Raw genomic sequence first — 26,328 nt, 5'->3', positions numbered from 1 at the left:
ATTTCAACATGAGAATCACGCTCCCTTCCCGCCTGGGTTTCGGCACTGCGCCGCTGGGCAACATGTATCGCGACATCCCGAACGAGGAAGCGCTGGCCACGGTCGACGCGGCCTGGGAAAGCGGTATCCGCTACTTCGACGCGGCACCGCTGTACGGCGCCGGCCTCGCCGAACTGCGCCTCGGCGAAGCACTCGCCGGCCGGCCGCGCGACGCGTATTCGCTCGGCACCAAGGTCGGCCGGCTGGTCCTCGACGAACACGAGGACGCGTCACAACGCGATCTCGGCGAAAAGGGCGGCTTGTTCCGCCATGGCCTGCCGAACAAGATCGTCTACGACTACACCGAGGACGGCACGCTGCGCTCGATCGACGCGAGCCTGAAGCGGCTGCGCACCGACCGGCTCGACACCGTGTGGATCCACGATCCGGCGATCGACTTTCACGGCGAACGCTGGCTCGACGTGTTCGACGTCGCGATGTCGGGCGCGGCGAAGGCGCTCACGCGCCTGCGCGACGAGAAGGTCATCAAGGGCTGGGGGCTCGGCGTGAACCGGATCGAACCGTGCGAGCTCGCGCTCGAACGCTCGGATCCCGACGGCTTCCTGCTGGCCGGCCGCTACACGCTGCTCGACCATGCGGGCGCGCTCGAACGGCTGATGCCGGAAAGCGCCGCACGCGGTCTCGGCATCATCGTCGGTGGTCCTTACAACTCCGGCGTGCTCGCCGGCGGCACCCACTTCGAGTATCAGCCGGCGACGCAGGAGATGCTCGATCGCGTCGCGCGCATCCGCCGGATCAGCGAACGGTTCGGTGTCGACGTCCGCGCGGTGGCGCTGCAGTTCTCGCTCGCGCACCCGGCCGTGGCAGCCGTGATCCCCGGCGCGAGCCGGCCCGATCGCATCGACGAGAACCTGCGGCTTGCCGCGGCGCCGATTCCGTCCGCACTGTGGGACACGCTGAAGGCCGAGCGCCTGATCGCCGAACACGCGCCGACGCCGGCCGGCGCTGCCTGAGCCGCTTGCGCGCGGCCGCTGCAACGCGCGGCCGCGCGCATCCGCTCCATCGCAATCGCGGCGACTATCGCCGCGATTGGCATTTCCGGGTTGCAGCCTGCGCAATCGGCGTCTAGTGTTGACGGGATCGACTCCACCCGACGACCTGAAAGGACGCCCCTCCATGCCAAGCCGCTCCCCGACACGCGACATGCTGCTGGCCCTTGCGGCCGGTCTTTCCTTTGCTGCGCTCACCGCGCCCGCGCATGCCGACGAGGCTGCCGGCCTCGCGCCGCCCGAGCCGGCCACGCCGGTGCTGTCGACCACCGCGAGCGGCATGCAGGTCTATGCGTGCGAATACGATGCCGGGCACCAGCTCGCGTGGACGTTCAAGTACCCCGAAGCGCTGCTGTTCGATGCAGGAGGCACACTCGTCATCCGGCACGGCGCAGGGCCGTCGTGGGAAGCACTCGACGGCAGCCGCATCACCGGCAAGAAGCTCGCGGAAGCCCCGAGCGAGCGCCCGGGCAGCATTCCCCAGCTGCTGCTCGCCGCGACGCCGGCCGCAACGGGCACGCTCGCCGGCGTGCGCTTCGTGCAGCGGCTCGACACGGCAGGCGGCACGCCGCCGGCCGCGACGTGCACGACCGAGCATGCGATCGGACGCTTTCCTTACTTCGCGCGCTATGTGTTCCTGAAGTGAAATGAAGTGCCCGGCGCCGCCAGCACCGGGCATCATCCCGGTTTCTTTCGCCAAGGCATCATTTATTCAGCCTTCCTATCTCTCATGCGTGGAAGCGTGAAATCGTCGCCCCCCTCGTTGCGCCTGCTCAGCGTATCCGCATCGCACTCGACGACGCCGCGCCCCTCTATCGCGACGCGCCCGAGGCCCGGGAAGTGAAGGCCGACGGCAACCGGATCTTCGGCGCGCTCATGCGCGAAGCGCTGCCCGACGTGTCCGACACCACGCATGCGCCGGCCTGCGAACTGGTCATGACGACGCTCACGACGGGCGGCAAGGCGTTCTCCGAAACCGAACGCACGCTGGCAGAAATCGACGCCTATTCGACCGCGACGGCCGACATGATCTGCGCGTACCTCGCGCATCTCGCGCGCGACGCGACGAGGGCCAGAACGTGCGCGAGCGCAAGCGGCGCGCGGCACCGGTATCATCCGGGTGCCGCTTGCGCACGGCCGCGCATCGCGTCACACGCCGCCGCTTTCGTCCGCATGCGCGTGCATCGCCTCAATGAAAGATATTCGTAAGACTTCATGCCTCACCCGCTCCCGCCCTGCCCGCCGACCCCGCATTCAAATAGTCGCCTTAACGGATTCGAACTAGGCGTATACACGCGTGTCGTCGCGACGGAGCCCGGTTGCACGCCGATATAAGCGCTGCGACATGCGCTGCATGCTCTTCCCCCGATGGGACGTGATGGGCGCCTCGCCTAACCTTCGCTACGGCAAAGCACACGTGACGGGGTCGACCACACCACGCGTCGTCCGACGCGACACCCTCGCGATCGTTTCGATTCTCACGTAACGACACGAATCACGCGTCATTCGTCCCCACGACGTTGCCGACAAATCCCAACTAGATACGAGACACCCTGACGACGGTTCGCTACGGGCCGTTTCAGCATGCTGATAAAGGAGCAAGCTCATGAGTGATACCCCGGTGCAGCCGACGGTCGACGTCGGCTCGGCAGAAACTGACTTTGGCACCAAGGGAGTCATCGACCGGTACTTCGGCATTTCGTCGCGCGGCAGCACGCAACGCACCGAAATCGTTGCCGGTGTCACCACCTTCCTCGCGATGGTCTATTCCGTGTTCGTCGTGCCCGGCATGTTCGGCAAGGCCGGCTTCGACACGAGCGCCGTGTTCGTCGCGGTCTGCCTCACCACCGCGTTCGGCTCGCTGCTGATGGGCCTGTGGGCGAAGCTGCCGATCGCGATCGGCTGCGCGATCTCGCTGACCGCGTTCACCGCGTTCGGCCTCGTCCTCGGCAAGGGCCTGCATCCGACGGTCGCGCTCGGCGCCGTGTTCCTGATGGGCCTCGTGTTCACGGGCATCTCGGTCACCGGCGTGCGTTCGTGGATCCTGCGCAACCTGCCCGCGGGCGTCGCGCACGGCACGGGCATCGGCATCGGCCTGTTCCTGCTGCTGATCGCGTCGAACGACGTCGGCCTCGTGATCAAGAACCCGGGCGCCGGCCTGCCGGTCTCGCTCGGCCAGATCACCTCGCTCCCGGTCATCATGTCGGTCGTCGGCCTCGCCGCGATCTTCGGCCTCGAGAAGCGTCGCGTGCCGGGCGGCATCCTGCTCGTCGTGATCGCGATCTCGATCTTCGGGCTGATCTTCGATCCGGCCGTGAAGTACCACGGCATCTTCGCGCTGCCGTCGCTGAGCGCACCGGGCCACGCCTCGCTGATCGGCGCGATGGACATCAAGGGCGCCCTGTCGATGGCCGTGCTGCCGAGCGTGCTGGCGCTGGTGATGACCGCCGTGTTCGACGCGACCGGCACGATCCGCGCGGTTGCCGGGCAAGCCGGCCAGCTCGACGAGAACGGCCGCATCATCAACGGCGGCCGTGCGCTGACCGCCGATTCGCTCAGCTCGATCTTCTCCGGCTTCCTCGGCGGCGCGCCGGCAGCGGCCTACATCGAGTCGAGCGTCGGCGTGGCCGCCGGCGCGAAGACGGGCCTCGCGGCCGCCGTCGTCGGCCTGCTGTTCCTCGTCGTGATGTTCTTCTCGCCGCTCGCTGGCCTCGTGCCGTCGTACGCCACCGCACCGGCGCTGATGTACGTCGGCCTGCTGATGCTCGGCAGCGTGAGCAAGCTGCACATGGACGACATGGTCGACGCGATGTCGGGCCTCGTGTGCGCGGTGTTCATCGTGCTGACCGCGAACATCGTGACGGGCATCATGCTCGGCTTCTCGACGCTCGTGATCGGCCGCATCGCCAGCGGCGAATTCCGCAAGCTCAACGTCGGCACCGTGCTGATCGCAGCCGTGCTCGTCACGTTCTATCTCGGCGGCTGGGCGATCTGACCGCGACACATGCGCGACGTCGCCGGCAGAAGGACGGCGCGCATCGGGACGACATCGTCTCCTCCACCATCATCGCTGATGGTCTCCAGGCCTGGAAACGCAAGTTTCCAGGCTTTTTTTGTCGATGCGCCACGGCGCGGCGTGCAGCAGGCACGAGACGCGACACGAATCCACGCCCGGTGCTACGATCGCACTTTGCCTTCAGGAGCCCCCATGAACGCGCTCGGCATCGTCTCCGAATCCAGCACCCGGACTTCGGCGTGCAAGCCGCCGTTCATTCCGTCGTTCGGCTTCCACGAAGTGCACGAATCGAAGCCGATCGACGCCGCTCCGGCACGCATCATCGACGCGGTCACCGCGCTCGACATGCGCACGGATCCGGTCGTCGATACGCTCCTCAACGTCCGCGAATTCCCGGCCGCCCTGGCCGCGTCGCTGCGTGCCGGCACCACGGACACCGCGCGAGGCGAACGCGAACGCTTCGGCCTCCATGCGTTCACGCCGCTGCATCGCGACGAGATGTCGCTGTCGCTCGGCCTCGTCGGCCGCTTCTGGCGCCCGGACCTCGGCGTGCGAACGATCGCCGACGCGGCGGCCTTCGTGCGGCACGACGACCCGCGCGACGCGAAACTGGTGCTCCGCTTCGAAGTCGTCGGGCTCGCGTCGGGTGCGCACATGCTGCGCACCGAAACCTTCGTGCATTGCCCGACCGCCCGCACACGGCTGCTGTTCATGCCGTACTGGCTCACGATCCGGATGGCGAGCGGCTGGATCCGGCGCCGCACGCTGGCGGCCGTCGAGATGGCGCTGGCATAGGGCCCGCCAGGCGGCGACGAAGGTGCGTACCCTGACGCAGCGCGTCCAGGAGCAGACGGCACATCGCCGCGGCAACGGCTGCAGACCACACACGCCAGCCATGCGCAGCAGTCGCTGGAGGTCACGGCGCCGTCGATCGAGCATGTCGCGGCGGAGGCCGGGTTCGGTCACCGCGTTTCGCGAATGGTTCGCGCACCTCGTCGGCACCTCGCCGCAGCGGTATCGTCAGGCGTTCGCGCGCGATCCGGCGCATGATGGCCGCTGCGTCTCCACGCACCGCGCCTCGGCTCGCGATGCTTCGCCCCGACGGCGCAAAACCATGCGCACGCAACCATCAGGATCGCTACCGAATGCCGCCACACCCCGTCGCCCGCCACCATATCGCGCCAACCTGACCCGATCGATGACCCGCATCCGCAACCCCCTGAACATCGCGCAGCTGCAGGCGTTCGTCTCCGCCGCGCATCACAAGAGCCTGCGCGCCGCCGCGCGCGAACTCGGCGTCACGCAGCCCGCGATCACGCATACGATCCGCGAGCTCGAAACGGCGCTCAACGCGGAGCTGCTCGCGCGCAGCGTGCGCGGCGTCGAGCTGACCGCGTGCGGTCAGGCGCTGCTGCCGCGCGCCGAGCAACTGCTCGGCGATATCCGCCGCACGGTCGAGGCCGTCGAACAGGTGAAGGGCGAGATGTCGGGGCGCGTCGCGGTCGGCACGATGCCGTCGATCGCGCTGACCGCGCTGCCGCATGCGGTCACGGCCTTCCGCCAGTCGATGCCGAACGTGAGCCTGCATCTCGAGGAAGTGACGGTGCCCGACGCACTCGCGCAGTTGCGCAACGGCACGCTCGACATCGCTGCGATGCACCATGTGCCCGCGCTCGATCGCGATTTCACGCAGTCGCCGCTGCTGTCGACCGAATTCACCGTCGTGATGCGCGAAGGCCACCCGCTCGCGCACGCACGCCGGTTAGAGGAATTGCTCGATGCCGAGTGGATCGTCACCGTCGGCGCCGAGCAGTTTCCGCACAGCGTGATGGTCGGGATGTTCGAGGCGCGCGGGCTGCCGCTGCCGAAGCGCCTGCTGCGCTCGCCGATGTCGTTCGCGGTGACGCTCGGGCTCGTCGCACGCTCGGACGTGATCGGCTGCTTCACGCGCCCGCTCGCCGCGATGGTCGCGCCGCTCGGCATCCGCACGGCCGAACTCGACGAAAGCATGCCGCGCTTCGACCTGTCGATCATCGCGCGGCGCGACCTGCTGCCCACGCCCGCTGTCTCGCAATTCGTCACGTGCCTGCAGCGTGCGGTCAACGAAACGCTCGGCTGAATCGTTCCTGTGTCTGAAACGGCGGCGCATGCAGCGCGCCGCCGCCGGGCCCGGTATCGGGGCTTGTCCTAGGCGCCCTGCCGGTATTTTGTCTTGATAATCTTGCGCACGTCGCGCGCCCGCATCGGGTGGGCGAAACGGACAGCCCGACGCGAAGCCGCGGCGGGCCGAAGGCTTACGGCGCGGCACAACCGCGCACCCATCGAACAAAACGAGGAGTCACCGAGTGAAAAAGATTCTTGCGGCTGTGACCGTAGCCCTGCTCGCCGTATCGGCCGGCAGCGCGTATGCGAAGGACTGGACGACCGTGCGGTTCGGCGTCGACGCAAGCTACCCGCCTTTCGAATCGAAAGGCGCTGACGGCAAGGTGGTCGGGTTCGACGTCGACCTCGGCAACGAAATCTGCCGCCGCATGAACGCGAAGTGCGTGTGGATCGAAAACGACTTCGACGGGATGATTCCGGCACTGAAGGCCCGCAAGTTCGACGGCGTGCTGTCGTCGATGTCGATGACGCCGGCGCGTCAGGAACAGATCGCCTTCTCGGCGAAGCTGTTCAACACGCCGACGCGCCTCGTCACGAAGAAGGGTGCCGGCCTGATGCCGACGGCCGAATCGCTGAAGGGCAAGTCGGTCGGCGTCGAGCAGGGCACGATCCAGGAAACCTATGCGAAGACGTACTGGGCCGCGAAGGGCGTGAACGTCGTGCCTTACCAGAACCAGGACCAGGTCTACGCCGACCTGATCTCCGGCCGTCTGGACGGCGCGCTGCAGGACGCGGTGCAAGCTGAAATCGGCTTCCTGAAGACCCCGCGCGGCGCAAGCTTCGATTTCGCCGGCAAGGATATCGACGATCCGAAGACGCTCGGCGAAGGCGCCGGCATCGGCCTGCGCAAGGAAGACACCGACCTGAAGACGAAGATCGACGGCGCGATCGCCGGCATGCGCAAGGACGGCACGTACGCGAAGATCGCGAAGAAGTACTTCGATTTCGACGTCTACGGCAAGTAATCCGCCAGGCAAGCGCACGCTTCGCTTCGGCACGAACGGGCTCCGCAAGGAGCCCGTTTTTTTTCGTGCGCCGCGGCCGCAGCGTTATTTTTTCCGCACCAAGCTGATGATTCTCAACGAGAATCGCGGTGCTCTGGCGCCGGTTTGATGGCGGCGAGGAAGGCAACGTACAATCGATCTTCCACGCACACCGGATCATTCGCGGCTGCGCCGCACTCCCCATCATGCAAACGCAGACCCATCCGCTGATTTCCCCCGCCGTCGGTACCGAACGCCAGATCACGAGCTTTCACTACGGCCCGCGCGGCGGCAAGAAGGTCTACATCCAGTCGTCGCTGCACGCGGACGAACTGCCCGGCATGCTGGTCGCCACGCTGCTGCGCCGCAAGATTGCCGCGCTCGAAACGGCCGGCAAGCTGCGCGGCGAAGTCGTCATCGTGCCTGTACCGAACCCGATCGGCCTGTCGCAGCACGTGTTCGGCGATCACCTCGGCCGCTTCGAGCTCGGCTCGATGCAGAATTTCAACCGCAATTTCTACGATCTCGCGGCGCTCGTGCTGCCGCGCGTCGAACACCGCCTCACGCACGACGCGCAGCACAACCTCGTCGCCGTGCGCGCCGCGATGCGCGAAGCGCTCGACGAGCAGAAGCCGCGCACCGAGCTCGACTCGCAGCGCCTCGCGCTGCAGAAGCTGTCGTTCGACGCCGATATCGTGCTCGACCTGCACTGCGACAGCGATGCGGTGATGCACCTCTACACGAATCCCGATCTGTGGCCCGAGGTCGAGCCGCTGTCGCGCTATCTCGACGCGCAGGCGTCGCTGCTCGCGCTGAATTCGGTCGGCAACCCGTTCGACGAGATCCACAGCTTCTGCTGGTCGGACCTGCGCAACCGTTTCGGCGACCGCTTCCCGATCCCGAACGGCGCGATTTCCGTCACGGTCGAACTGCGCAGCGAGCGCGACGTGTCGTACGAGCTCGCCGAAAAGGACGCGCAGGCGATCGTCGAATACCTGACCGAGCGCGGTGTCGTCGAAGGCACGCCGGCGCCGCTGCCGCCGCTCGCGCATCCGGCCACGCCGCTCGCGGGCACCGATCCGCTCGTCGCGCCCGTGTCGGGCGTGATCGTGTTCCGCACGCCGGTCGGCGCGATGATCGAGGCCGGCCAGGCCGTGGCCGACATCGTCGATCCGCTGACCGATCGCGTCGTCACGCTGAAGAGCAGCGTGTCGGGTGTGCTGTACGCGCGCCAGATCGTGCGCTTCGCGACGGCCGGCATGGAAGTCGCGCGCATCGCAGGCGCGACCGCGATCCGCACGGGTTCACTGCTGTCGGCCTGAGCGGCCGGCCTGCGCGCCGGGTCACGGCGCGTAGTGTGCACACCCTGCGCACACCCCGCGCTCACCAACGAAATCGCCCGCTTGCGCGGGCGATTTGCTTTCCGGAATGCCCGGCCATCCCTCCGGCCGGGCGGCGGCACACGTGGGCGTTCAGAACGCCGGCACGATCGCGCCACCGAACTTCTGGTCGATGAACTTGCGCACGTCGTCCGATTCATAGGCCGCGACGAGCTTCTTCACCCACGGCTTGTCCTTGTCCTGCGCGCGCACGGCGATCAGGTTTGCGTACGGCCCGCGCAGGTCCTCGATCGCGATCGCATCCTTCACCGGCGTGAGCCCGGCCTTCACCGCGTAGTCGGTGTTGATCGACGCGGCATCGACATCGGGCAGCGCGCGCGGCAGTTGCGCGGCGTCGAGTTCGACGATCTTGATCTTCTTCGGGTTCTCGGCGACGTCGAGCGGCGTCGCGTTCACGCCGTTGGTGCCGACGCCCGCCTTCAGCTTGATCACGCCGTATTTCTGCAGCAGCAGCAGCGCGCGGTTGCCGTTCGACGGATCGTTCTGGATCCCGACCTTCGCGCCCACCGGCAAATCCTTCAGCGACTTGAGCTTCTTCGAATAAAAGCCCATCGGCGACGTGTACGTGAGCCCGACGTTGACGATCTTGTAGCCGCGCTGCTTGATCTGGCTGTCGAGGAACGGCTGGTGCTGGAAGCCGTTCGCGTCCAGGTCGCCGGAATCGAGCGCCGCGTTCGGCTGCACGTAGTCGTTGAACTCGATGACCTTGATCGCGAGGCCTTCGCGCGCGGCGACCTTCGTCACCTCGGTCCAGATCTGCGCGTCGGGGCCGCTCATCGTGCCGATCTTCAGCGTTTGCGGGTCGGCGTGCGCGCCAGGCGCCGCGAATGCCAGTGCGGCTGCGAGCGCGCCGAGGCCGGTCAGGAATGAACGTCGCATGGTGTCCTCTTGTCCCGTGTCGTTTGTTGGAGCACGGATCGTGGCATGGGGCCGGAACGCCACCAACCAAGCTTATTTCATGTGCATATTCCTGATCCGGATCGATTCTCAGCCGAATTCGGTATAACCCCGGATAGCGCAACCGGGCAGAATTCAGTGTCGCATCGGCGCCACACATTCTTCATATGACAGTCGCTGTCATATTCATTACGTGGCCCCTCGATAAAGTTGCCGCCGGTACGTGAAAGCGCCCACAGAGAGCGCCGAAACCGCAACTGGACACGCCATTTATTTCGCTCGGAGAATCCTTTGAACAAGAAACTGTTGACCATCGCCGTCCTGGCAGCAACGGCCGGCACGGCGCACGCACAAAGCAGCGTGACCCTGTACGGCATCATCGATGCCGGTATCAGCTACGTGAACCACAGCAAGACCGCCAACGGCGGCACGGGCAAGCTGTTCAAGTATGACGACGGCGTTGCCCAGGGCAGCCGTTGGGGCCTGCGCGGCACCGAAGACCTCGGTGGCGGCCTGAAGGCGATCTTCGTGCTCGAAAGCGGCTTCAGCAGCGGCACCGGCGCACTGGGTCAGGGCGGCGCAATCTTCGGTCGTCAGGCTTACGTCGGCCTGAGCCAGTCGCAATACGGCACGGTCACGTTCGGCCGCCAGTACTCGTTCTCGACCGACATCCTCGGCTCGAACTACTCGACGGGTGGCAACACGGTCGCAGGTAACTACGCGTACCACGTGAACGACATCGACCAGCTCACGTCGAGCCGCATCAACAACGCCGTGAAGTTCCAGAGCGCGAACTACTCGGGCTTCACGTTCGGCGCGTTGTACGGCTTCTCGAACTCGACGGACTTCGCCGGCGCACCGGGTTCGGGCACCGCGAACACGGGCGGCTCGTCGCGCGCATACAGCTTCGGCCTGAACTACGCGAACGGCCCGGTCTCGGTCGGCGCTGCGTACACGGACATCCGCTACCCGAGCCAGTCGCTGACGCCGGCGGGCGGTTCCAACTACTCGACCAACATCGCGAACCTGAGCACGGGCAACGTCCGCGACCTGCGCACCTACGGCGTGGGCGGCCGCTACGTCTGGGGCCCGGCAACGGCATGGCTGCTGTGGACGCGTACGCAGTTCTCGACCGTGTCGGGCGCGGGCGGCACGTTCTACAACGCGTATGAAGCAGGCGCGAAGTACGCGTTCACGCCGGCTCTGTCGGGTGGCCTCGGCTACACGTACACGAACGCGACGCAGAGCGGCAATTCGTGGCACTGGAACCAGGTCAACGGTATCGCCGACTACGCACTCAGCAAGCGTACGGACGTGTACGGCCTGGTCGTGTACCAGCAGGCATCGGGCAAGGGCGTGCAAGCGCAGATCGGCTCGAGCACCAGCTACTTCAACACGTCGGGCACGGGTTCGAAGAACCAGATCGCCGCACGTATCGGTATCCGTCACAAGTTCTAAAGCATCCGCTTAACTCGCGGATCACGACGGCAAGAAGCGCCCCGCTCCACGCGGGGCGCTTTTTTATGTGCTTTTAAGTTTCGCTTAATTCTGGGCTGAGAGGATGCTCTCACCCCCCCTGTTGGCCGCCTGAGCATCGGCGGCTTTTTTTTTACATGCCGACGGCGCCGCCATCGATTGCCCACAAGACAGGATCGGAGGCCATGATGATCGAAGATACCGTTTTCAGCCATCTGCACGCGATTCTGACGTGCCAACACTCGATGCCGGTCCAGAGCTGCCGCGTATCGGTCGAAATGCAGCGCCCGTGGGGCCGCCCGTACCGGCTCGTCGAATGGACGATGCATCTCGACGCGCCCGCGCGGCGCCAGATCGTGCCGGCTGAATCGACCGACGAAGAGATCGCCGAGGTCGTCGCCTCGCACGTGCCGGGCCGGCTTTACGGCGACGGCCGGCTGCAGTTCTGAACGCCTTCCTGTTCCACCCGCTGCCCGTCTTTCGGCCGCGCCGCACGCATCGTGCGGCAGTCGGTCTCGTTTGATGCAGCACCGAAACCTGCTACGCTGCGCGTTTTCGTCCACGCAACACACGATGGAAAACGCATTCAACGAACGCGGCGTGATGATCACGCGCAACGGCCTGTCGGCCGCCGGTCAGGTATTCGCGCTGCGTGACATCCGCCAGGTCGATGTCGTCAAGATTCCGAAGAACCGCCTCGTACCGTCGCTGATCTCGCTGATCGGCGCGGCCATCGCCGTCGCAGGCGGCATCGCCGCATCGAGCGCCGCGCTCGTCGTCGGCGTGATGCTCGCCGTCGTCGGCTATCTCGCGTGGGCCACGCAGGACGTCACGTATCGCCTGATGGTCGAGATGCCCGACGGCAAGCGCGAAGCGCTGTCGAGCGTCGACGTCGAATTCGTCGAACGCGTCGCGCAGGTCGTGCGCGATGCGCAGGCCGCAACGACGGCCGGCTGATTCCGTTCGCATCCCTGCACGCTTCCATGCGCGGTGCCCGGCCGCGCATGGCGCGTTTCGCGTCGCGCAACGGCACGCTCGATTGCGCCGTCGAATCAGGTTCCACCACCACCTCGCCTGCGCTGCGTACGCCGACCGCCTAGTATGGAAAGAGCGGCTCGCCGCCGCATCGTCCGAGGAGGCCAGCATGAACGTCCAGACGCTGTCCGGCACGCTTCGCGCGCAGGAACTGCTGATCGTTTCGATGATCCGCGCGCTTCCCCCTGACGCACGCCGTGCGCTCGTCGATCTCTACACCGAACAGATCGCGTTCGCCGAACAGGCCGGCCTCGAAGGCCACGGCGATCGCGCGACGCACGACGCGTTCATCGCGCATGCGCGCAACCTGCTGATCCGTATCGAAGCACTCGCGTAGGGCCTGTTCACGCGAATAACGGGCTTGCGCCAGGGCTCGCGTTTCTCCCTTGTTTCCCGCCGCGGCTCGCCCGAGCCGCGCAGGTGAGCGCTCACCCACGCGAGCCGCTTTCCGTTCTTGTATTGATAATAATTCTCATTTACACTGGCAAAATTATCAGTTGCCTTTCAATTCGCCGCTCGCCGCATTCCGCGCGCGGGCGGGCCAGCCAGGTGAACGCGTCACCCAGCCAGCCTTCGGGCTTGTTTTCGTCAATGGGAGACCACCTGTGCATTGCTATACGCTGGCGCGGCGGCCGATCTGTGCCGCGCTGTTCGGCGCGTTCGGCCTGTCCGCCGCCCCGGCTCACGCCGATTCGTCGCCGCAAGGCGCCACCCTGCCTTCCACCCTCCTCGTCGCCGCGTCCACGCGCGGCGATGCGGCGCTGCTCGACCCCGTTACCGTCACGGCCAACCGCACCGCTACGGCCGCGAGCCGCACGGCTGCGTCCGTCTCGGTGATCACCGACGAGGATCTGGAGGAACAGCAGGCCACCAACATCAAGGACGCACTGCGCTACGAGCCGGGCATCACGGTGCGCCGCACCGCGTACCGGCCCGGCAGCGCCGCCCTCGGCGGCGGCCGCGACGGCGATTCGAGCATCAACATCCGTGGCCTCGAAGGCAATCGCGTGCTGCTGATGGAAGACGGCATCCGCCTGCCCAACGCGTTTTCATTCGGCCCGCTGGAAGCGGGGCGCGGCGACTACGCCGATCTCGACACGCTCAAGCGCATCGAGATCCTGCGCGGGCCGGCCTCGGCGCTGTACGGCAGCGACGGCCTGACCGGTGCGGTGAATTTCATCACGAAGGATCCGCGCGACCTGCTGTCGATCTACAACAAGCCCTACTACTTCTCGTTCCGGCCGAGCTACGACTCGGCCGACCGCAGCATCGGCGCGACCGTGTCGGCCGCGGGCGGCAACGATCGCATCCAGGGGATGATCATCGCCGACGGCCGGCGCGGCCACGAGGTCGACACGCGCGGCAGCAACAACTCGGCGAGCACGCTACGCACCACGTCGAACCCGCAGGACGTCTATTCGGAATCGCTGCTCGGCAAGCTCGTGCTGACGCCGACCACGCGCGACACGATCAAGTTCACCGCCGAAACGGTGCAACGCCGCGTGAGCACCGACGTGCTGTCGGCGATCAGCCCGCCGACCACGCTCGGCCTCACGACCTACGACCGGCTCGAGCGCAACCGCTTCAGCGTCGACTACGATTTCCGCGACGATGCGTTCCGCTGGTTCCAGACCGCACACGTGCAGTTCTACTACCAGGACGCGAAGCAGGACCAGTACGCGTTCGAGACACGCGGCAAGCAGCCTTCGCGCTCGCGCGACAACCAGTACAAGGAACGCACGTTCGGCGGCTCCGCGTTCGCCGAAAGCGGCTTCGCGACCGGCCCGTTCGCGCACAAGCTGCTGTATGGCGTCGACGGCAGCGTGTCGCGCGTGACAAACCTGCGCGACGGCACGGTGCCGGGCGTCGGCGAGGCGTTCCCGAACAAGGCGTTCCCCGACACCGACTACACGCTGTTCGGCGCGTTCGTGCAGGATCAGATCGGCTACGGCCGCCTGCTCGTCACGCCGGGCCTGCGCTTCGACACGTACCGGCTGAGCCCGACCGAAAACGATCCGCTGTTCACCGGCAAGGCCGTGTCGACGAGCGCGAACGAACTGTCGCCGCGCGTCGCCGTGCTCTACGAGATCACGCCCGCAGTGATTCCGTACGTGCAGTACGCGCACGGTTTCCGCGCACCGACGCCCGACCAGGTAAACAGCAGCTTCTCGAACCCGGTGTATGGCTACACGTCGATCGGCAACCCGAACCTGAAGCCCGAGACGAGCGACACGTTCGAAGCCGGCCTGCGCGGCAAGGCCGGCACCGGCTACGGCGTCGTGCGCTACAGCGCGGCCGCGTTCACGGGCCGCTACCGCAACTTCATCTCGCGCACGACGATCGCCGGCAGCGGCCGGCCGGCCGACCCGTTCGTGTTCCAGTACGTGAACTTCGCCGACGCGCGCATTCACGGCCTCGAAGGCCGCGCCGAATGGGTGATGCCGAACGGCATCACGCTGAAGACGGCGATGGCGTTCACGAAGGGCTCGACTCAGAACGACGGCGCGGCCAGCCAGCCGCTCAACACCGTCAACCCGTTCTCCGCCGTGTTCGGCGTGCGCTACGAGCCGACCGACCGCTGGTTCGTGCAGACCGACCTGCTGTTCCAGGCGGCGAAACGCGACAAGGACATCGACAAGTCCGACTGTTCGAACAAGGCGTGCTTCTCGCCGCCGTCGTCGTTCGTCGTCGACCTGCGCGGCGGCTACCGCTTCAACAAGCACGTGAGCGCGACGATCGGCATCCGCAACCTGTTCGACCGCAAGTACTGGAACTGGTCGGACGTGCGCGGCATCGCAGCCGATTCGCAGGTGCTCGATGCCTATACGTCGTCCGGACGCACGGTCGCCGTCAGCATGAAAGTGGATTTCTGATGCGCGCCGCGCGCGCTGCCACCCCAACCGTTACTTGAAGGAGTCCGACATGATGCAATCCGCCCTTCCCGGTCAACCGGCCACGCCGGCCCGCGCGGCCGCCGCGCTGCGCGACGCGTTCATCAAGCTCAAGACCGAGCGCCAGCTGCGCAACCGCGACGTCGCACAGGCGCTCGGCGTCAGCGAAGGCGAGGCGCTCGCCGCGTTCGTCGGCGAGCACGTCGTGCGGCTCGACGCACGCTTTCCGGCGATGTTCGAGGAAATGCCGCGCCTCGGCCGCGTGATGGCGCTCACGCGCAACGACACGGCCGTCCACGAAAAGGACGGCGAATATGCGCAGATGAGCCATGACGGGCCCGTCGGCCTCGCGCTCGGCGACATCGACCTGCGCATCTTCTACCGCCATTGGGTGTCGGCGTTCGCGGTGCGCGACGAGACCGCGCACGGCCCGCTGAAGAGCCTGCAGTTCTTCGATGCGCAAGGCCATGCGATCCACAAGGTCTACCTGCGCGCGCACAGCAACCACGCCGCGTACGACGCATTCGTCGAACGCTGGCGCGCGCCGTCGCAGGAGGCGGGCCTCGCGGTCGCGCCCGCCGCGCCGAAGACACCCGAGCGTGCCGACACCGAGATCGACGTCGCGGGCTTCCGCGCCGCGTGGGGCGCGATGACCGACACGCATCAGTTCTTCGGCATCACGCAGCGTTTCGGCGTGAGCCGCATGCAGGCGCTGCGCCTCGCCGATCCGCAATACGCGTATCCGGTCGAGACCGCGCATGCGCTGCGCCACGTGCTCGAACGGGCCGCGCAAAGCGGCCAGCCGATCATGGTGTTCGTCGGCAATGCGGGGATGATCCAGATTCATACGGGCCCCGTCGCGAACGTGCGCGAGGTCGGCGCATGGATCAACGTGCTCGACCCGGGTTTCAACCTGCACGTGCGCGAGGATCTGATCGCCGCCGCGTGGGTCGTGAAGAAGCCGACGAGCGACGGCATCGTCACGTCGCTCGAGCTGTTCGACCGGCAGGGCGACCATGTCGCGCTGCTGTTCGGCGAGCGCAAGCCCGGAAAGGTCGAACGCGACGACTGGCGCGCGCTCGTCGCGACGCTGCCGCCTGCGGCACGTGGAGACGCGCGGTGAGCGCGCGACCGTTCGATCCGCGCCGCCGCGCCGTACTGGCGAGCGCGGCGGCCGGCGCGCTCGCCGGCGCGCTGCCCGGCAGCGTACTCGCCCAGGTTGCACCGGCCGCGCCGAAACGCGTGGTCGTGATCGGCGGCGCACTCGCGGAAACCGCGTTCGCGCTCGGCGGCGCGGAGACGCGCAGCTACCGGCTGGTCGGCGCCGACACGACCTGCACGTATCCCGATGCCGCGAAGCGTTTGCCGAAAGTCGGCTACCAGCGCGCACTGTCGGCCGAGGGGCTGCTGTCGCTGCGGCCCGATCTCGTGCTCGCATCGGCGGAAGCCGGCCCGCCCACGGCGATCGCGCAGGTGAAAAGCGCCGGCGTCGCGGTGACGACGTTCGACGAACGCCACGACGTCGAATCGGTGCGCGCGAAGATCACCGGCGTCGCGCAGGCGCTCGACGTGCGCGACGCCGGCGCCGCGCTACTGCAACGCTTCGACCGTGACTGGCAGGCCGCGCGCGACGTGGTCGCTACCCGCTCGCCCGGCGGCGCACAACCGCCGCGCGTGCTGTTCGTGCTGAACCATACTGGCAACCAGGCGCTCGTCGCCGGCCAGCGCACGGCCGCCGACGCGATGATCCGCTACGCGGGCGCGCGCAACGCGATGCAGGGCTTCGATCACTACAAGCCGCTGACGACCGAGGCGCTCGCCGCCGCCGCGCCCGATGTCGTGCTGATCTCCGACGAAGGGCTCGCGGCCGTCGGCGGACGCGCAGCGCTGCTCGCCACGCCCGGCTTCGGCGCGACGCCGGCCGGCCGCGCGCAACGCGTCGTGTCGCTCGATGCGCTGTTCCTGCTCGGCTTCGGCCCGCGCCTGCCGCTCGCCGTCACGACCCTGCACCGACGGCTGTCGGATGCGCTCGCCTGATTCCGGATCGACCCGATGCCCGCTCATGCTTCGCCTTTTCCCGCGTCGTCGCACGCATCGCGCGCAGGCGCGGCGCGCATCGGCACGTCACGCCGCTTTGCGCCGTGCGCGCTGGCCGCACTCGCCGGCCTCGTATGCGCGATGTCCGTCGCCGCGCTGTGCGTCGGCGCGTATCGCATTCCGCTCGCGGAAGCCTGGGCCGCGCTGACCGGCGATGCGGCCGCGCAGCAGGCGCGCGCGGTGCTGTTCGACATCCGCGCGCCGCGCGTTGCGCTGGCGCTGCTGGTCGGTGGCGGCTTCGGTGCGACCGGTGCCGCGATGCAGGCGCTGTTCCGCAATCCGCTCGCCGATCCGGGGCTCGTCGGCGTATCGAGCGGCGCGGCGCTCGGCGCGACGACGATGATCGTGCTCGGCCCCGCCCTCTTTGCTTCGCACGTGAGCGCAGCCGCACTGCCCGTCGCCGCATTCGCGGGCGCGCTCGCGGTCGCGGCGCTCGTCTACCGGCTCGCCGCGTCGCGCGGCCGGCTGGCGCTGCCGCTGCTGCTGCTCGCCGGCATCGCGATCAACGCGCTGGTCGGCGCGGCGATCGGGCTGCTCACGTTCGTCGCCGACGATGCGCAACTGCGCTCGCTGACCTTCTGGAGCCTCGGCAGCCTCGGCGGCGCGCAATGGTCCGCGCTGGCGGCCGTCGCGCCATGCGTCGCGATCGGCTGCGTGCTGCTCGCACGCGAACGCGACGCGCTGAATGCGCTGCAGCTCGGCGAAACCGAAGCGCTGCACCTCGGCGTGCCGGTGCAGCGGCTGAAGCGGCGCGTGCTCGTCGCGGTCGCGCTCGCGGTCGGCGCGCTCGTGTCGTGCGCCGGCATCATCGGCTTCATCGGGCTCGTCGCGCCGCATTGCGTGCGCCTCGCGTGCGGCCCCGACCAGCGCGTCGTGCTGCCCGGCGCCGCGTTGCTCGGCGCGTTGCTGACGCTCGCCGCCGATCTCGCCGCGCGCACGGTCGCGGCACCGGCCGAAATTCCGCTCGGCGTGCTGACCGCGCTGCTCGGCGCGCCGTTCTTTCTCGCGCTGCTGTGGAAAAGCCGCGGCGCGCTCGGCGGGTAACCCTTTCTTCACGACGACCATGCTGACCGCTCATCACCTCGACGTCGCGCGCCGACACAACGCCATCCTCCGCGACCTGTCGCTGTCGATCGAACCCGGCCGCGTGACCGCGCTGCTCGGCCGCAATGGCGCGGGCAAGAGCACGCTGCTGAAGACCTTCGCGGGCGAGCTGACCGGCAGCGTCGCGCCGACCGGCGTGCGCGTGACCGGCGACATCACGCTGAACGGCGAGCCGCTCGCGCGCATCGACGCGCCGCGCCTTGCGTGCCTGCGCGCGGTGCTGCCGCAGGCTGCGCAGCCGGCCTTTCCGTTCAGCGTCGACGAAATCGTGCTGCTCGGCCGCTATCCGCATGCGCGGCGCAGCGGTGCGACGTCGCACCGCGATCGCGACATCGCGTGGCGTGCACTCGAACGCGCGGGCGCCGATGCACTCGTCGGCCGTGACGTCACGACGCTGTCGGGCGGCGAACTTGCGCGCGTGCAGTTCGCGCGCGTACTCGCGCAGCTATGGCCCGACGACGACGCCACGGAAAGCGGCCCGCGCTACCTGCTGCTCGACGAGCCGACCGCCGCGCTCGATCTCGCGCACCAGCACCGCTTGCTCGATACCGTGCGCTCGGTCGCGCGCGAATGGCAGCTCGGCGTGCTCGCGATCGTCCACGATCCGAACCTCGCCGCGCGCCACGCCGATTCGATCGCGATGCTCGCCGACGGCACGATCGTCGCGCACGGCGCGCCGCGCGACGTGATGACGCCCGCGCATATCGCGCAGTGCTACGGGTTTTCGGTGAAGATGGTGGAAACCGGCGACGGTGCGCCGCCGGTCATGGTGCCCGCGTAGCGCGGGCGCGTGCCGCATGGGCATGGCGTCGCGCGACGTCATGCATGATCGACAGCAACGATTTTTACAACGCATCATTCGCGCTTCGCGCATCCCGTCAAGGAGACCCACGTGCCGCTTCCGATGACCCGCATCATCCTGTACGTCCAGGACGTCGCGTTGCTCAAGACGTTCTACCAACGGTATTTCGATCTGCCCGTCATCGAGGAAATCGAAAACGAGTGGGTCGTGCTCGGCGCAGGCACCATCGAGCTCGCGCTGCATCTCGCCGGCCCGGCGTTCCGCCACGCAGTCCCTGCCGATGCGAAAGCGCACGCGGAAACCAGTCACGTGAAGTTCGTGTTCTCGATCGGCCAGGACATCCGCGTGCATCGCAACCGGCTGGCCGGCGACGGCGTGACGGTGCGCGATCTCAAGCGCTATGACGGGTTCGCGTACACGCTGTACGACGGCATCGATCCGGAAGGCAACGTCTTCCAGGTGATGCAGGCCGACTGACGTTCCGGTCGGCCCGGGCGCTCACCCGAACGCCCGAGCCGGCGCCGCTCGCGCCGTCACCCGCCGCGCGGGTGGCGAGCCCCCTTCTCAATGCTCGAGGTCCGCCGCGCCGTACGTCCGCATCTTCCAGCCGAGCCGCACGGCGAGCATCCGCATCGAGAACCCTGCCGCCAGTGCGACAACCGTCGCGATGCCCGCATCGATACCGAGGTGCTGCATCCCGACATACAGCGCGCCCGTGACGAACGCGACGCTCGCATAGAGTTCCTCGCGCAGGATCAGCGGCATCTCGTTGCACAGCAGATCGCGCAGCATCCCGCCGCAGACACCCGTAATCGCACCGGCCAGCACGACGATGATGGGCGCGGTGCCCGTCGATGCGCCGACGTCGCAGCCGATGATCGTGAAGGCGGCGAGGCCGATCGCATCGACGGTGACGAACAGCGTCTTCATTCGCGCGACATGCCGGGCGACCCATGATGCGACGGTTGCCGCGACGAGCGTGATCACCAGATATTCGGGATGCGCGATCCAGCCGAGCGGATAGTGGCCGAGCAGCACGTCGCGCACGGTGCCGCCACCAAGCGCCGTCACCGCGCCGACGAGCGCGAGCCCGAAGCGGTCCATCCCGCGCCGCATGCCCATCAGCGCCCCCGACATCGCTTCCGCGACGATCGCAATCAGATAAAGCGTATGCATGGTGCGCGTCAGTCGTCGGTACGGAACAGGTCGAGCACGCGTTCGCGCTCGGCCGCGTCGACGGCCGCGGGCATCGGCTCGTCGGGCTTGCCGGTGCCGGCCGGCGCATCGGAAGCGTCCGGCGCAGCCGCGCCGCCGCACGCGAAGCGGCTGCGGATGTACGACGGCACGTCGGCCGTGCACGTGCCGCGCGTGTATTCGGCGTAGACGAAATCGCCGTCGACGAGCGCGACGTCCTGCGGCGGCGTCGCGTCCACAGGTGTACGCCCATCGACGGCCGTCTTCATGTAGTCGAGCCAGACCGGCAGCGCCAGCGTCGCGCCGGTCGCACGCCCCATCGGACGCGGCGTGTCGTAGCCGAGCCACGCAACCGCGACGATGCCCGACGAGTAGCCGGCGAACCACACATCCTTCGACCCGTTCGACGTGCCCGTCTTGCCGGCCGCGTCGTCGCGGCGCAGTGCGAGCGCACCGCGCGCGGTGCCGGCCTTCACGACGTCGCGCAGCATGCTGTCCATCATGAACGCGTTGCGCGCCGACACGACGCGCGCGCCTTCAGGCATCGTCGCCTCGTACATCGCGCCGCCGTGACGCTGCTTCACCGACAGGATCAGGCGCGGCTCCATCCGCGTCCCGCCGTTCGCGAACACGCTGTACGCGCTCGCGAGTTCGAGCGGCGTCACCGCGCCCGCGCCGAGCGCGAGCGGCAGCGACGCCGGATTGCGCTGCGCGTCGAAGCCGAAATGCACCGCGTGCTGCTGCACGTAGCGCGCGTCGGTGGCCTGCATCAGGCTGACCGCGACCAGGTTCTTCGAGCGCACGAGCCCGCGCCGCACCGGGATGAAACCCTCGTAGTTGTTGGCGAAATTGCGCGGACGCCACGGGCGCGCGCCGGTTTCCTCATGGGTGAGCGTGCGCTGCGTATCGTCGACGAGCACGCCCGGGAAGTAGCCCTTCTCCAGCGCGGCCGAATAGACGAACGGCTTGAAGCTCGAACCCGGCTGGCGATACGCCTGCAGCGCATGGTCGAACACGTTGCGGTTGAAATCCGCGCCGCCGACGAGCGCGAGCATGTCGCCGGTGGCCGCGTCGAGCGATACGAGCGCGCCTTCGAGCCCGTTGCGCGCGTCGCGCTTCGCGGCCGGCTGCCGGCTCAGCGTGCGCTGGAGCGCGGCTTCGGCCGCGCGCTGGTCGCGCATCGAGATCGTCGTCGTCACGTCGAGGCCGAGCGTATAGGCGTCGTCGTGAAAGCGCTCGACCATCATGCGGCGCGCGCGTTCGGCGACGTACGGCGCGGCGACGATCCCCGGCGGCGGCGTGGTCGCGAGCGCGATCGGCGCGTCGACGGCCGCGCGGTACGTCGCGTCGTCGAGCTGGCCGAGCGCATGCATCCGCCCGAGCACGTAGTTGCGCCGCGCGGTCGCGCGCGCCGGATTGACGACCGGGTTGAACGCGGACGGCGCCTTCGGCAGCCCCGCGAGCACGGCCGCCTCGCCCGCGTTCAGCGCGTCGAGCGGCTTGCCGAAATACACGTTCGCGGCCGCTGCAAAACCGTACGCGCGCTCGCCCAGATAGATCTCGTTCATGTACAGCTCGAGCAGTTTGTCCTTGCTGTATTCGCGTTCGAGCTTGGTCGCCATCAGGATCTCGGCGAGCTTGCGGCTCAGCACCTTGTCGCGCGTCAGGTAGAAGTTGCGTGCGACCTGCATCGTGATCGTGCTGCCGCCCTGCCCCGGCTGCCCCGTTACGACGTTCGCGAACGTCGCGCGCGCGAGGCCGCCGACATCCACCGCGCCGTGCTGGTAGAACTTCGCGTCCTCGGCCGCGAGCAGCGCCTGCCGCATCAGCGGCGGGATGCGTTCGAGCGGCACGAACTCGCGACGCTCGACGCCGTATTCGGCGAGCAGATCGCCGTCGCGCGAGAAGATCCGCAGCGGCAGCGCGGGACGATAGACGGCGAGGTGCTCGACGGACGGCAGTTGCGTCCAGATGCGCTGGATCGTCCATGCGCCGATGCCCGCGCACGCGAACGTCAGGCCGAGCAACACGCCCGCGAGCGTGCGCCATACGCGACGGCGGCGCGGCGGCGGCGCGGGTGGCGGCGGAGGGGATGCGGTGTGGTCGGTCATACGGGCTCCTTCTTCGATGCTGCGACGGCCGGCACGCAATAGGCGCCGACCGGTCACGAAAGGCGCGCATTGTCGAAGGGATCGCGCGAAACCGGAACATTCTTTAGCTAAAGTTTGGCTGGCTAAATTTTATTTAGGAAAGCGTGCCGCGGCCGTTCACGCCACACCTGCGACCGCGTGACGCACCGTCGGGCAAACCGCGCTGCACGCGATCCGGTTCGCCTGTAGCATCGTGTGATGTTCGATCGATACCTCGGCCTGTGGGGCCTCGTACCCGACGGCGGCCCAATCCTGACCGCGAGCGGCGGCCTGCTGCCTGTCGTCTGGCAAGCACGGCCCGCGATGCTGAAGGTCGCCACCTGCGACGAAGAGCGTCGCGGCAACGCGCTGATGACCTGGTGGAACGGGCATGGCGCCGCGCACGTGTGGCGGCACGACGGCGACGCAGTCCTGCTCGAACGCGCGCAACCGGCACCGACGCTGGCCGCCTTGTCGGCATCGGGCCACGACGACGACACGATGCGCATCGCATGCAGCGTCGTCGCGCGGCTGCATGCGCATCACGCGCCGGGGCCGGTTTCGGTCGTGCCGCTCGACGACTGGTTCCGTGCGCTGCTGTCGGACGACACCGGCAACGACGTGCTGCGCCGCTCGGCGGCGATCGCGCGTGAGCTGCTGGCCGGGCCTGGCGTCGACGAAGTCGTCCTGCACGGCGACATCCATCACGGCAACATTCTTCATTTCGGCGATCGCGGCTGGCTTGCGATCGACCCGAAAGCGCTGCGCGGCGATCGCGCGTTCGACTACGCGAACCTGTTCTGCAATCCCGCGCCGGACATCGCGGTCGATCCGGTGCGCTTCGCGCAACGCGTCGTGTGTGTGGCCGAAGCCGCACAACTCGATCGCCGCCGGCTGCTGCAATGGATTCTGGCGTGGGCGGGCCTGTCGGCCGTGTGGCTGAGGGAGGACGACCTGCCGCCGGATACGTCGCTGGCGGTCGCGCAACTCGCCGCACACGCACTGGGCTTGTAGGCGCGCAACGCAGCAACATTCGCCAGTGGCCGTGCATCGTCTGGACGCGCCACATGCGTCTGTTCCGCCTCCGAGGCTTGCCATCACCGGCAGCGCCTTTTCACCTGCGACACGTGTGTGATGCAGCCGCATGAGATGCGCAAACGCCACTGCGCAACGTATAGGGGCGTCGAATGCGAGTGCCTGCTCACGCGACCCGGCTTGCGCTCCCGATCACCGGCGATACATGTGTGATGCAGCAGCATGAGAGACGCAAACGCCCCTGCACGACGTATAGGGGCATCGATTGCGAGTGCCGGCTCACGCGACCCGGCTTGCGCTCCCGATCACCGGCGATACATGTGTGATGCAGCCATATGAGATACGCAAACGCCCCTGTACAACGTACAGGGGCGTCGAATGCGAGTGCCGGCTCACGCGACCCGGCTTGCGCTCCCGATCACCGGCGATCCATGTGTGACGCAGCAGCATGAGAGACGCAAACGCCCCTGCACGACGTACAGGGGCATCGATTGCGAGTGCCGGCTCACGCGACCCGGCTTGCGCTCCCGATCAGGGTCTTGGGCTCCAGATAAGCGCTGATGCCCCACCGGCCCATTTCCCGCCCCAGCCCCGAATGCTTGAAACCGCCGAACGGCGCAAGCGGCTCGTGAGCCAGCGTATTGACGAGCACGCGGCCGGAATCGATCTGCAGCGCCACGCGCTCACAACGTTCGGGGTCCTTGCCCAGCACGACCGCGCTCAGGCCGTAGCGCGTATCGTTGGCAATGGCGATCGCATCGGCATCGTCCTCGTAAGGGATGATGGTCAGCACCGGGCCGAAGATCTCTTCCTGCGCGATCCGCATCCGGTTGTTCGCCCGGGAAAAGACCGTGGGTTTCACGAACCACCCGGCGTGCAGACCTTCCGGCCGCCCTTCACCGCCCGCCAGCAGCACCGCGCCTTCTTCCTGCCCGATGCGGATGTAGTGCTGCACCCGCTCCCATTGCTTCGCGCTGACCATCGGCCCGATGTCGGTGCCGGCATCGCGCGGATCGCCGGAGCGCACGTGCGCCACCGCCTGCGTGATCACCGCTTCGAATTCCGCGAGCCGATGGCGCGGCACCAGCACGCGCGTACCCGCGATGCATGCCTGGCCGCTGTTCATGAATCCCGCCTGCAGCACGAGCGGGACGACGGCTGCGAAATCCGCATCGTCGAGCACCACCGTCGGCGACTTGCCGCCGAGCTCCAGCGTCACGCGCTTCATCGTGGCCGCGCCGGCGCTCACCAGATGCTGGCCCACCGCCGACGAGCCGGTGAACGAAATCTTCGCGACGTCGGGGCTGCGCGAAATCGCATCGCCGACCACGTCGCCGCGCCCGTTGACGATGTTGAACACGCCCTTGGGCAAACCCGCCGCATGCAGCGCCTCGGTGATGACCTGCGTCTGCATCGCACTCATCTCGCTGGGCTTGATGACCGCGGTGCAGCCTGCCGCCAGCGCGGTGGCCAGCTTGTTGCAGATGAACCCCGCATCGCTGTTCCAAGGCGTGATCAGGCCGGCCACGCCGACGGGCGTCATGATCACGCGGGCCGAGCCGGCCTGCTCCTCGAACTTGAACGTCTCCAGCGCGGCGATGGCCTGCCGGATGGTGTCGGCCGGATAGGTCGCCATCCAGCGGCCGCGCTCGACCGGCGCGCCGTATTCGGTCACGACCGCCTCCATCAGGTCGTCTTCCCGCGCGACGACGGCGTCGCGCATGCGCTCGAGCGCGGCGATCCGTTCTTCCCGCGTGGTGCGCGACCAGCCGGGAAACGCAGCCTTGGCCGCGGCGATCGCCCGCTCGGCATCCTGCGTGTCGCCGAGGCGGACCTGGCCGATCACCTGCTCGGTGCTCGGGTCGTGCAGGTCAAACCATTCGTCGCCGTGCGGCGTCACGAATTCGCCGTTGATGTAGATCTGTTCGATGCGTTGCATGGTGCGTACTCCTGTTCGCGTGTCCGACAAGCCGTCATGACACGCAGTCTAGGAAACCATTACTGTTCTGATAAGCTGCCTTATCGCTGATGACTCATCCCGAAAATCAGGACAATCGATGCACCGCACCGGAATGACCGAGCTGGAAGTGGTCCTGGCCGTCGCGCGCCGCGCAAGCTTTCGCGGCGCGGCGCTGGAGCTGGGCATGTCGACGACGGCGGTGAGCAGCGCCGTGGCCGGGCTGGAAGCGCGCCTGAAGGTGCGCCTGTTCAACCGCTCGACACGCAGCGTGTCGCTGACCGATGCGGGCCAGCGCTACGTGGAGCGCATCGCGCCCGCGCTCGCCGAGATCACGAGCGCCGGCGAGGAAGCCGCCACCGGGCCAGGCACGCCGAGCGGCACACTGCGCATCAACGCGCCGCAGGGAGCCGCGCATCTGTTGCTGGGGCCGCTGTTCCATCCGTACGCGCAGCGTTATCCCGAGGTCCGCATCGACATCGTGAGCGAATCGCGCCTGATCGACATCGTCGCCGAAGGGTTCGACGCCGGCATCCGTCTGGCCGAATCGGTGCCGCAGGACATGATTGCGGTGGCGCTGTCGCGCGATATCCGCATGCTGGTGGTCGCCACGCCCGAGTACCTGAAGCGCCACGGCTCGCCGCGCCATCCGCGCGACCTGCTCGAGCACCAGAGCATCGGCATGCGCATGTCCCACGGCGGCATCTATCACTGGGAGCTCGAACGCAACGGGCAGAAGCTGCAGATGGACCTGCCCGTGCGGTTCGCGCTCAATGAACTGGCCGCGATCAAGCAGGCGATCCTGTTCGGGCTGGGCATCGGTTTCATTTCCGAATGGTTCATCGACGAAGAGCTGAAGACCGGCGCGCTGGTGCCGGTGCTGAAGCCGTGGTGCCCGTCGTTCGGCGGGCTGCGGCTCTACTATTCGGGCCATCGCTTCGTGCCCGCGCGGTTGCGCGCGCTGATCGACCTGGCGCAGGAGCTGCGGCTGGTCGATGCACCGTTGCACGACGGGCGTGCGGGATGATGCACGGGATGGCCTGCGCCGCCGTCCGAGCGGCGGCACGGTAGCGGGCTTCGCAAGCGACATGCGCGCCCCG

Annotated in this window: 23 protein-coding genes and 2 pseudogenes; 21 read left to right on the top strand and 4 right to left on the bottom strand. The window is 67.8% G+C overall.

The genetic code is table 11. The features are described 5' to 3' along the window. The first annotated feature begins 8 nt into the window (after nucleotides 1-8). From ACPTTF_RS18350 to ACPTTF_RS18310, 9 genes and pseudogenes are all read left to right on the top strand, one after another. Nucleotides 9-1,013, top strand: coding sequence for an aldo/keto reductase (locus ACPTTF_RS18350; RefSeq protein ID WP_423367653.1), 1,005 nt, complete (start codon nucleotides 9-11; stop codon nucleotides 1,011-1,013). 163 nt (nucleotides 1,014-1,176) lie between these two features. Further along, nucleotides 1,177-1,695 (top strand): DUF3455 domain-containing protein, encoded by a 519-nt coding sequence (locus ACPTTF_RS18345; RefSeq protein ID WP_423367652.1) that lies wholly within the window; start codon nucleotides 1,177-1,179, stop codon nucleotides 1,693-1,695. Nucleotides 1,696-1,829: 134 nt separating this feature from the next. After that, a pseudogene (locus tag ACPTTF_RS18340) lies at nucleotides 1,830-2,111 on the top strand (TetR/AcrR family transcriptional regulator); the annotation flags it as partial. Nucleotides 2,112-2,655: 544 nt separating this feature from the next. Then, the gene (locus ACPTTF_RS18335; protein WP_166956342.1) at nucleotides 2,656-4,044 is read left to right on the top strand and encodes an NCS2 family permease; all 1,389 of its coding nucleotides are present in this window, start codon (nucleotides 2,656-2,658) and stop codon (nucleotides 4,042-4,044) included. A 213-nt stretch (nucleotides 4,045-4,257) separates the two neighbouring features. Further along, entirely contained in the window at nucleotides 4,258-4,860 is a 603-nt protein-coding gene (locus ACPTTF_RS18330) for a hypothetical protein (protein WP_423369839.1), read from the top strand. Nucleotide 4,861: 1 nt separating this feature from the next. After that, nucleotides 4,862-5,095 (top strand): annotated as a pseudogene (locus ACPTTF_RS18325) (helix-turn-helix domain-containing protein); the annotation flags it as partial. A 168-nt stretch (nucleotides 5,096-5,263) separates the two neighbouring features. Next, nucleotides 5,264-6,184 carry a LysR substrate-binding domain-containing protein gene (locus ACPTTF_RS18320; RefSeq protein WP_423369838.1) on the top strand — a complete coding sequence of 307 codons (921 nt, stop codon included), beginning with the start codon at nucleotides 5,264-5,266 and terminating at the stop codon, nucleotides 6,182-6,184. A gap of 226 nt (nucleotides 6,185-6,410) precedes the next feature. After that, nucleotides 6,411-7,193, top strand: coding sequence for a lysine/arginine/ornithine ABC transporter substrate-binding protein (locus ACPTTF_RS18315; RefSeq protein ID WP_166956334.1), 783 nt, complete (start codon nucleotides 6,411-6,413; stop codon nucleotides 7,191-7,193). A 224-nt stretch (nucleotides 7,194-7,417) separates the two neighbouring features. Continuing rightward, nucleotides 7,418-8,533 carry a succinylglutamate desuccinylase/aspartoacylase family protein gene (locus ACPTTF_RS18310; RefSeq protein ID WP_423367651.1) on the top strand — a complete coding sequence of 372 codons (1,116 nt, stop codon included), beginning with the start codon at nucleotides 7,418-7,420 and terminating at the stop codon, nucleotides 8,531-8,533. Between the two features lie 150 nt (nucleotides 8,534-8,683). Here the strand turns inward: ACPTTF_RS18310 and ACPTTF_RS18305 are convergent, their stop codons facing one another. After that, nucleotides 8,684-9,490, bottom strand: coding sequence for a MetQ/NlpA family ABC transporter substrate-binding protein (locus ACPTTF_RS18305; RefSeq protein WP_166956328.1), 807 nt, complete (start codon nucleotides 9,488-9,490; stop codon nucleotides 8,684-8,686). 309 nt (nucleotides 9,491-9,799) lie between these two features. On the opposite strand from ACPTTF_RS18305, the gene ACPTTF_RS18300 reads away from it, so the two are divergent. The 10 genes from ACPTTF_RS18300 (at nucleotide 9,800) to ACPTTF_RS18255 (ending at nucleotide 19,390) form a co-directional block, all read left to right on the top strand. Further along, nucleotides 9,800-10,966: a porin gene (locus ACPTTF_RS18300; RefSeq protein WP_423367649.1), complete on the top strand. Its 1,167-nt coding sequence runs from the start codon at nucleotides 9,800-9,802 to the stop codon at nucleotides 10,964-10,966. 206 nt (nucleotides 10,967-11,172) lie between these two features. Next, the gene (locus ACPTTF_RS18295; protein ID WP_011353838.1) at nucleotides 11,173-11,433 is read left to right on the top strand and encodes a DUF2866 domain-containing protein; all 261 of its coding nucleotides are present in this window, start codon (nucleotides 11,173-11,175) and stop codon (nucleotides 11,431-11,433) included. A 124-nt stretch (nucleotides 11,434-11,557) separates the two neighbouring features. After that, complete coding sequence (locus ACPTTF_RS18290; protein WP_423367647.1) at nucleotides 11,558-11,941, top strand: DUF6232 family protein; 384 nt, start codon at nucleotides 11,558-11,560, stop codon at nucleotides 11,939-11,941. Between the two features lie 187 nt (nucleotides 11,942-12,128). Beyond that, on the top strand, nucleotides 12,129-12,356 hold the full coding sequence (locus tag ACPTTF_RS18285) for a hypothetical protein (protein WP_059523273.1): 228 nt from the start codon (nucleotides 12,129-12,131) through the stop codon (nucleotides 12,354-12,356). A 268-nt stretch (nucleotides 12,357-12,624) separates the two neighbouring features. Further along, nucleotides 12,625-14,892 (top strand): TonB-dependent hemoglobin/transferrin/lactoferrin family receptor, encoded by a 2,268-nt coding sequence (locus ACPTTF_RS18280; protein WP_166956319.1) that lies wholly within the window; start codon nucleotides 12,625-12,627, stop codon nucleotides 14,890-14,892. Nucleotides 14,893-14,941: 49 nt separating this feature from the next. After that, nucleotides 14,942-16,033 carry a hemin-degrading factor gene (locus tag ACPTTF_RS18275; RefSeq protein WP_423367646.1) on the top strand — a complete coding sequence of 364 codons (1,092 nt, stop codon included), beginning with the start codon at nucleotides 14,942-14,944 and terminating at the stop codon, nucleotides 16,031-16,033. Then, entirely contained in the window at nucleotides 16,030-16,947 is a 918-nt protein-coding gene (locus ACPTTF_RS18270) for a heme/hemin ABC transporter substrate-binding protein (protein WP_423367645.1), read from the top strand. Before ACPTTF_RS18275 ends, ACPTTF_RS18270 begins: the two co-directional genes overlap by 4 nt. A gap of 15 nt (nucleotides 16,948-16,962) precedes the next feature. Beyond that, entirely contained in the window at nucleotides 16,963-18,051 is a 1,089-nt protein-coding gene (locus tag ACPTTF_RS18265; protein ID WP_423367643.1) for a FecCD family ABC transporter permease, read from the top strand. 19 nt (nucleotides 18,052-18,070) lie between these two features. After that, a complete protein-coding gene (locus tag ACPTTF_RS18260) occupies nucleotides 18,071-18,892 on the top strand; it encodes a heme ABC transporter ATP-binding protein (RefSeq protein ID WP_423367642.1) in 822 nt (273 codons plus the stop codon). 111 nt (nucleotides 18,893-19,003) lie between these two features. Further along, complete coding sequence (locus tag ACPTTF_RS18255) at nucleotides 19,004-19,390, top strand: VOC family protein (protein ID WP_423367641.1); 387 nt, start codon at nucleotides 19,004-19,006, stop codon at nucleotides 19,388-19,390. Nucleotides 19,391-19,477: 87 nt separating this feature from the next. Here the strand turns inward: ACPTTF_RS18255 and ACPTTF_RS18250 are convergent, their stop codons facing one another. Then, on the bottom strand, nucleotides 19,478-20,089 hold the full coding sequence (locus ACPTTF_RS18250; RefSeq protein WP_423367640.1) for a trimeric intracellular cation channel family protein: 612 nt from the start codon (nucleotides 20,087-20,089) through the stop codon (nucleotides 19,478-19,480). An 8-nt stretch (nucleotides 20,090-20,097) separates the two neighbouring features. Beyond that, nucleotides 20,098-22,218 carry a penicillin-binding protein 1A gene (locus ACPTTF_RS18245; protein WP_423367639.1) on the bottom strand — a complete coding sequence of 707 codons (2,121 nt, stop codon included), beginning with the start codon at nucleotides 22,216-22,218 and terminating at the stop codon, nucleotides 20,098-20,100. Between the two features lie 237 nt (nucleotides 22,219-22,455). Between ACPTTF_RS18245 and ACPTTF_RS18240 the strand changes: the two genes are divergently transcribed. Continuing rightward, on the top strand, nucleotides 22,456-23,250 hold the full coding sequence (locus tag ACPTTF_RS18240) for an aminoglycoside phosphotransferase family protein (RefSeq protein ID WP_423367638.1): 795 nt from the start codon (nucleotides 22,456-22,458) through the stop codon (nucleotides 23,248-23,250). A 526-nt stretch (nucleotides 23,251-23,776) separates the two neighbouring features. Here ACPTTF_RS18240 and ACPTTF_RS18235 read toward each other — a convergent pair. Continuing rightward, nucleotides 23,777-25,210 carry an aldehyde dehydrogenase family protein gene (locus ACPTTF_RS18235; protein ID WP_423367637.1) on the bottom strand — a complete coding sequence of 478 codons (1,434 nt, stop codon included), beginning with the start codon at nucleotides 25,208-25,210 and terminating at the stop codon, nucleotides 23,777-23,779. A gap of 118 nt (nucleotides 25,211-25,328) precedes the next feature. Between ACPTTF_RS18235 and ACPTTF_RS18230 the strand changes: the two genes are divergently transcribed. Next, complete coding sequence (locus ACPTTF_RS18230) at nucleotides 25,329-26,255, top strand: LysR family transcriptional regulator (protein ID WP_423367636.1); 927 nt, start codon at nucleotides 25,329-25,331, stop codon at nucleotides 26,253-26,255. Nucleotides 26,256-26,328 lie beyond the last annotated feature (73 nt).

The sequence above is a fragment of the Burkholderia crassaminum genome (assembly GCF_964265005.1).
Classification (GTDB): Bacteria; Pseudomonadota; Gammaproteobacteria; order Burkholderiales; family Burkholderiaceae; genus Burkholderia.
The sequence above is the reverse complement of the archived record's forward strand: the minus strand, read 5'-3'. Positions and strand labels throughout refer to the sequence as shown.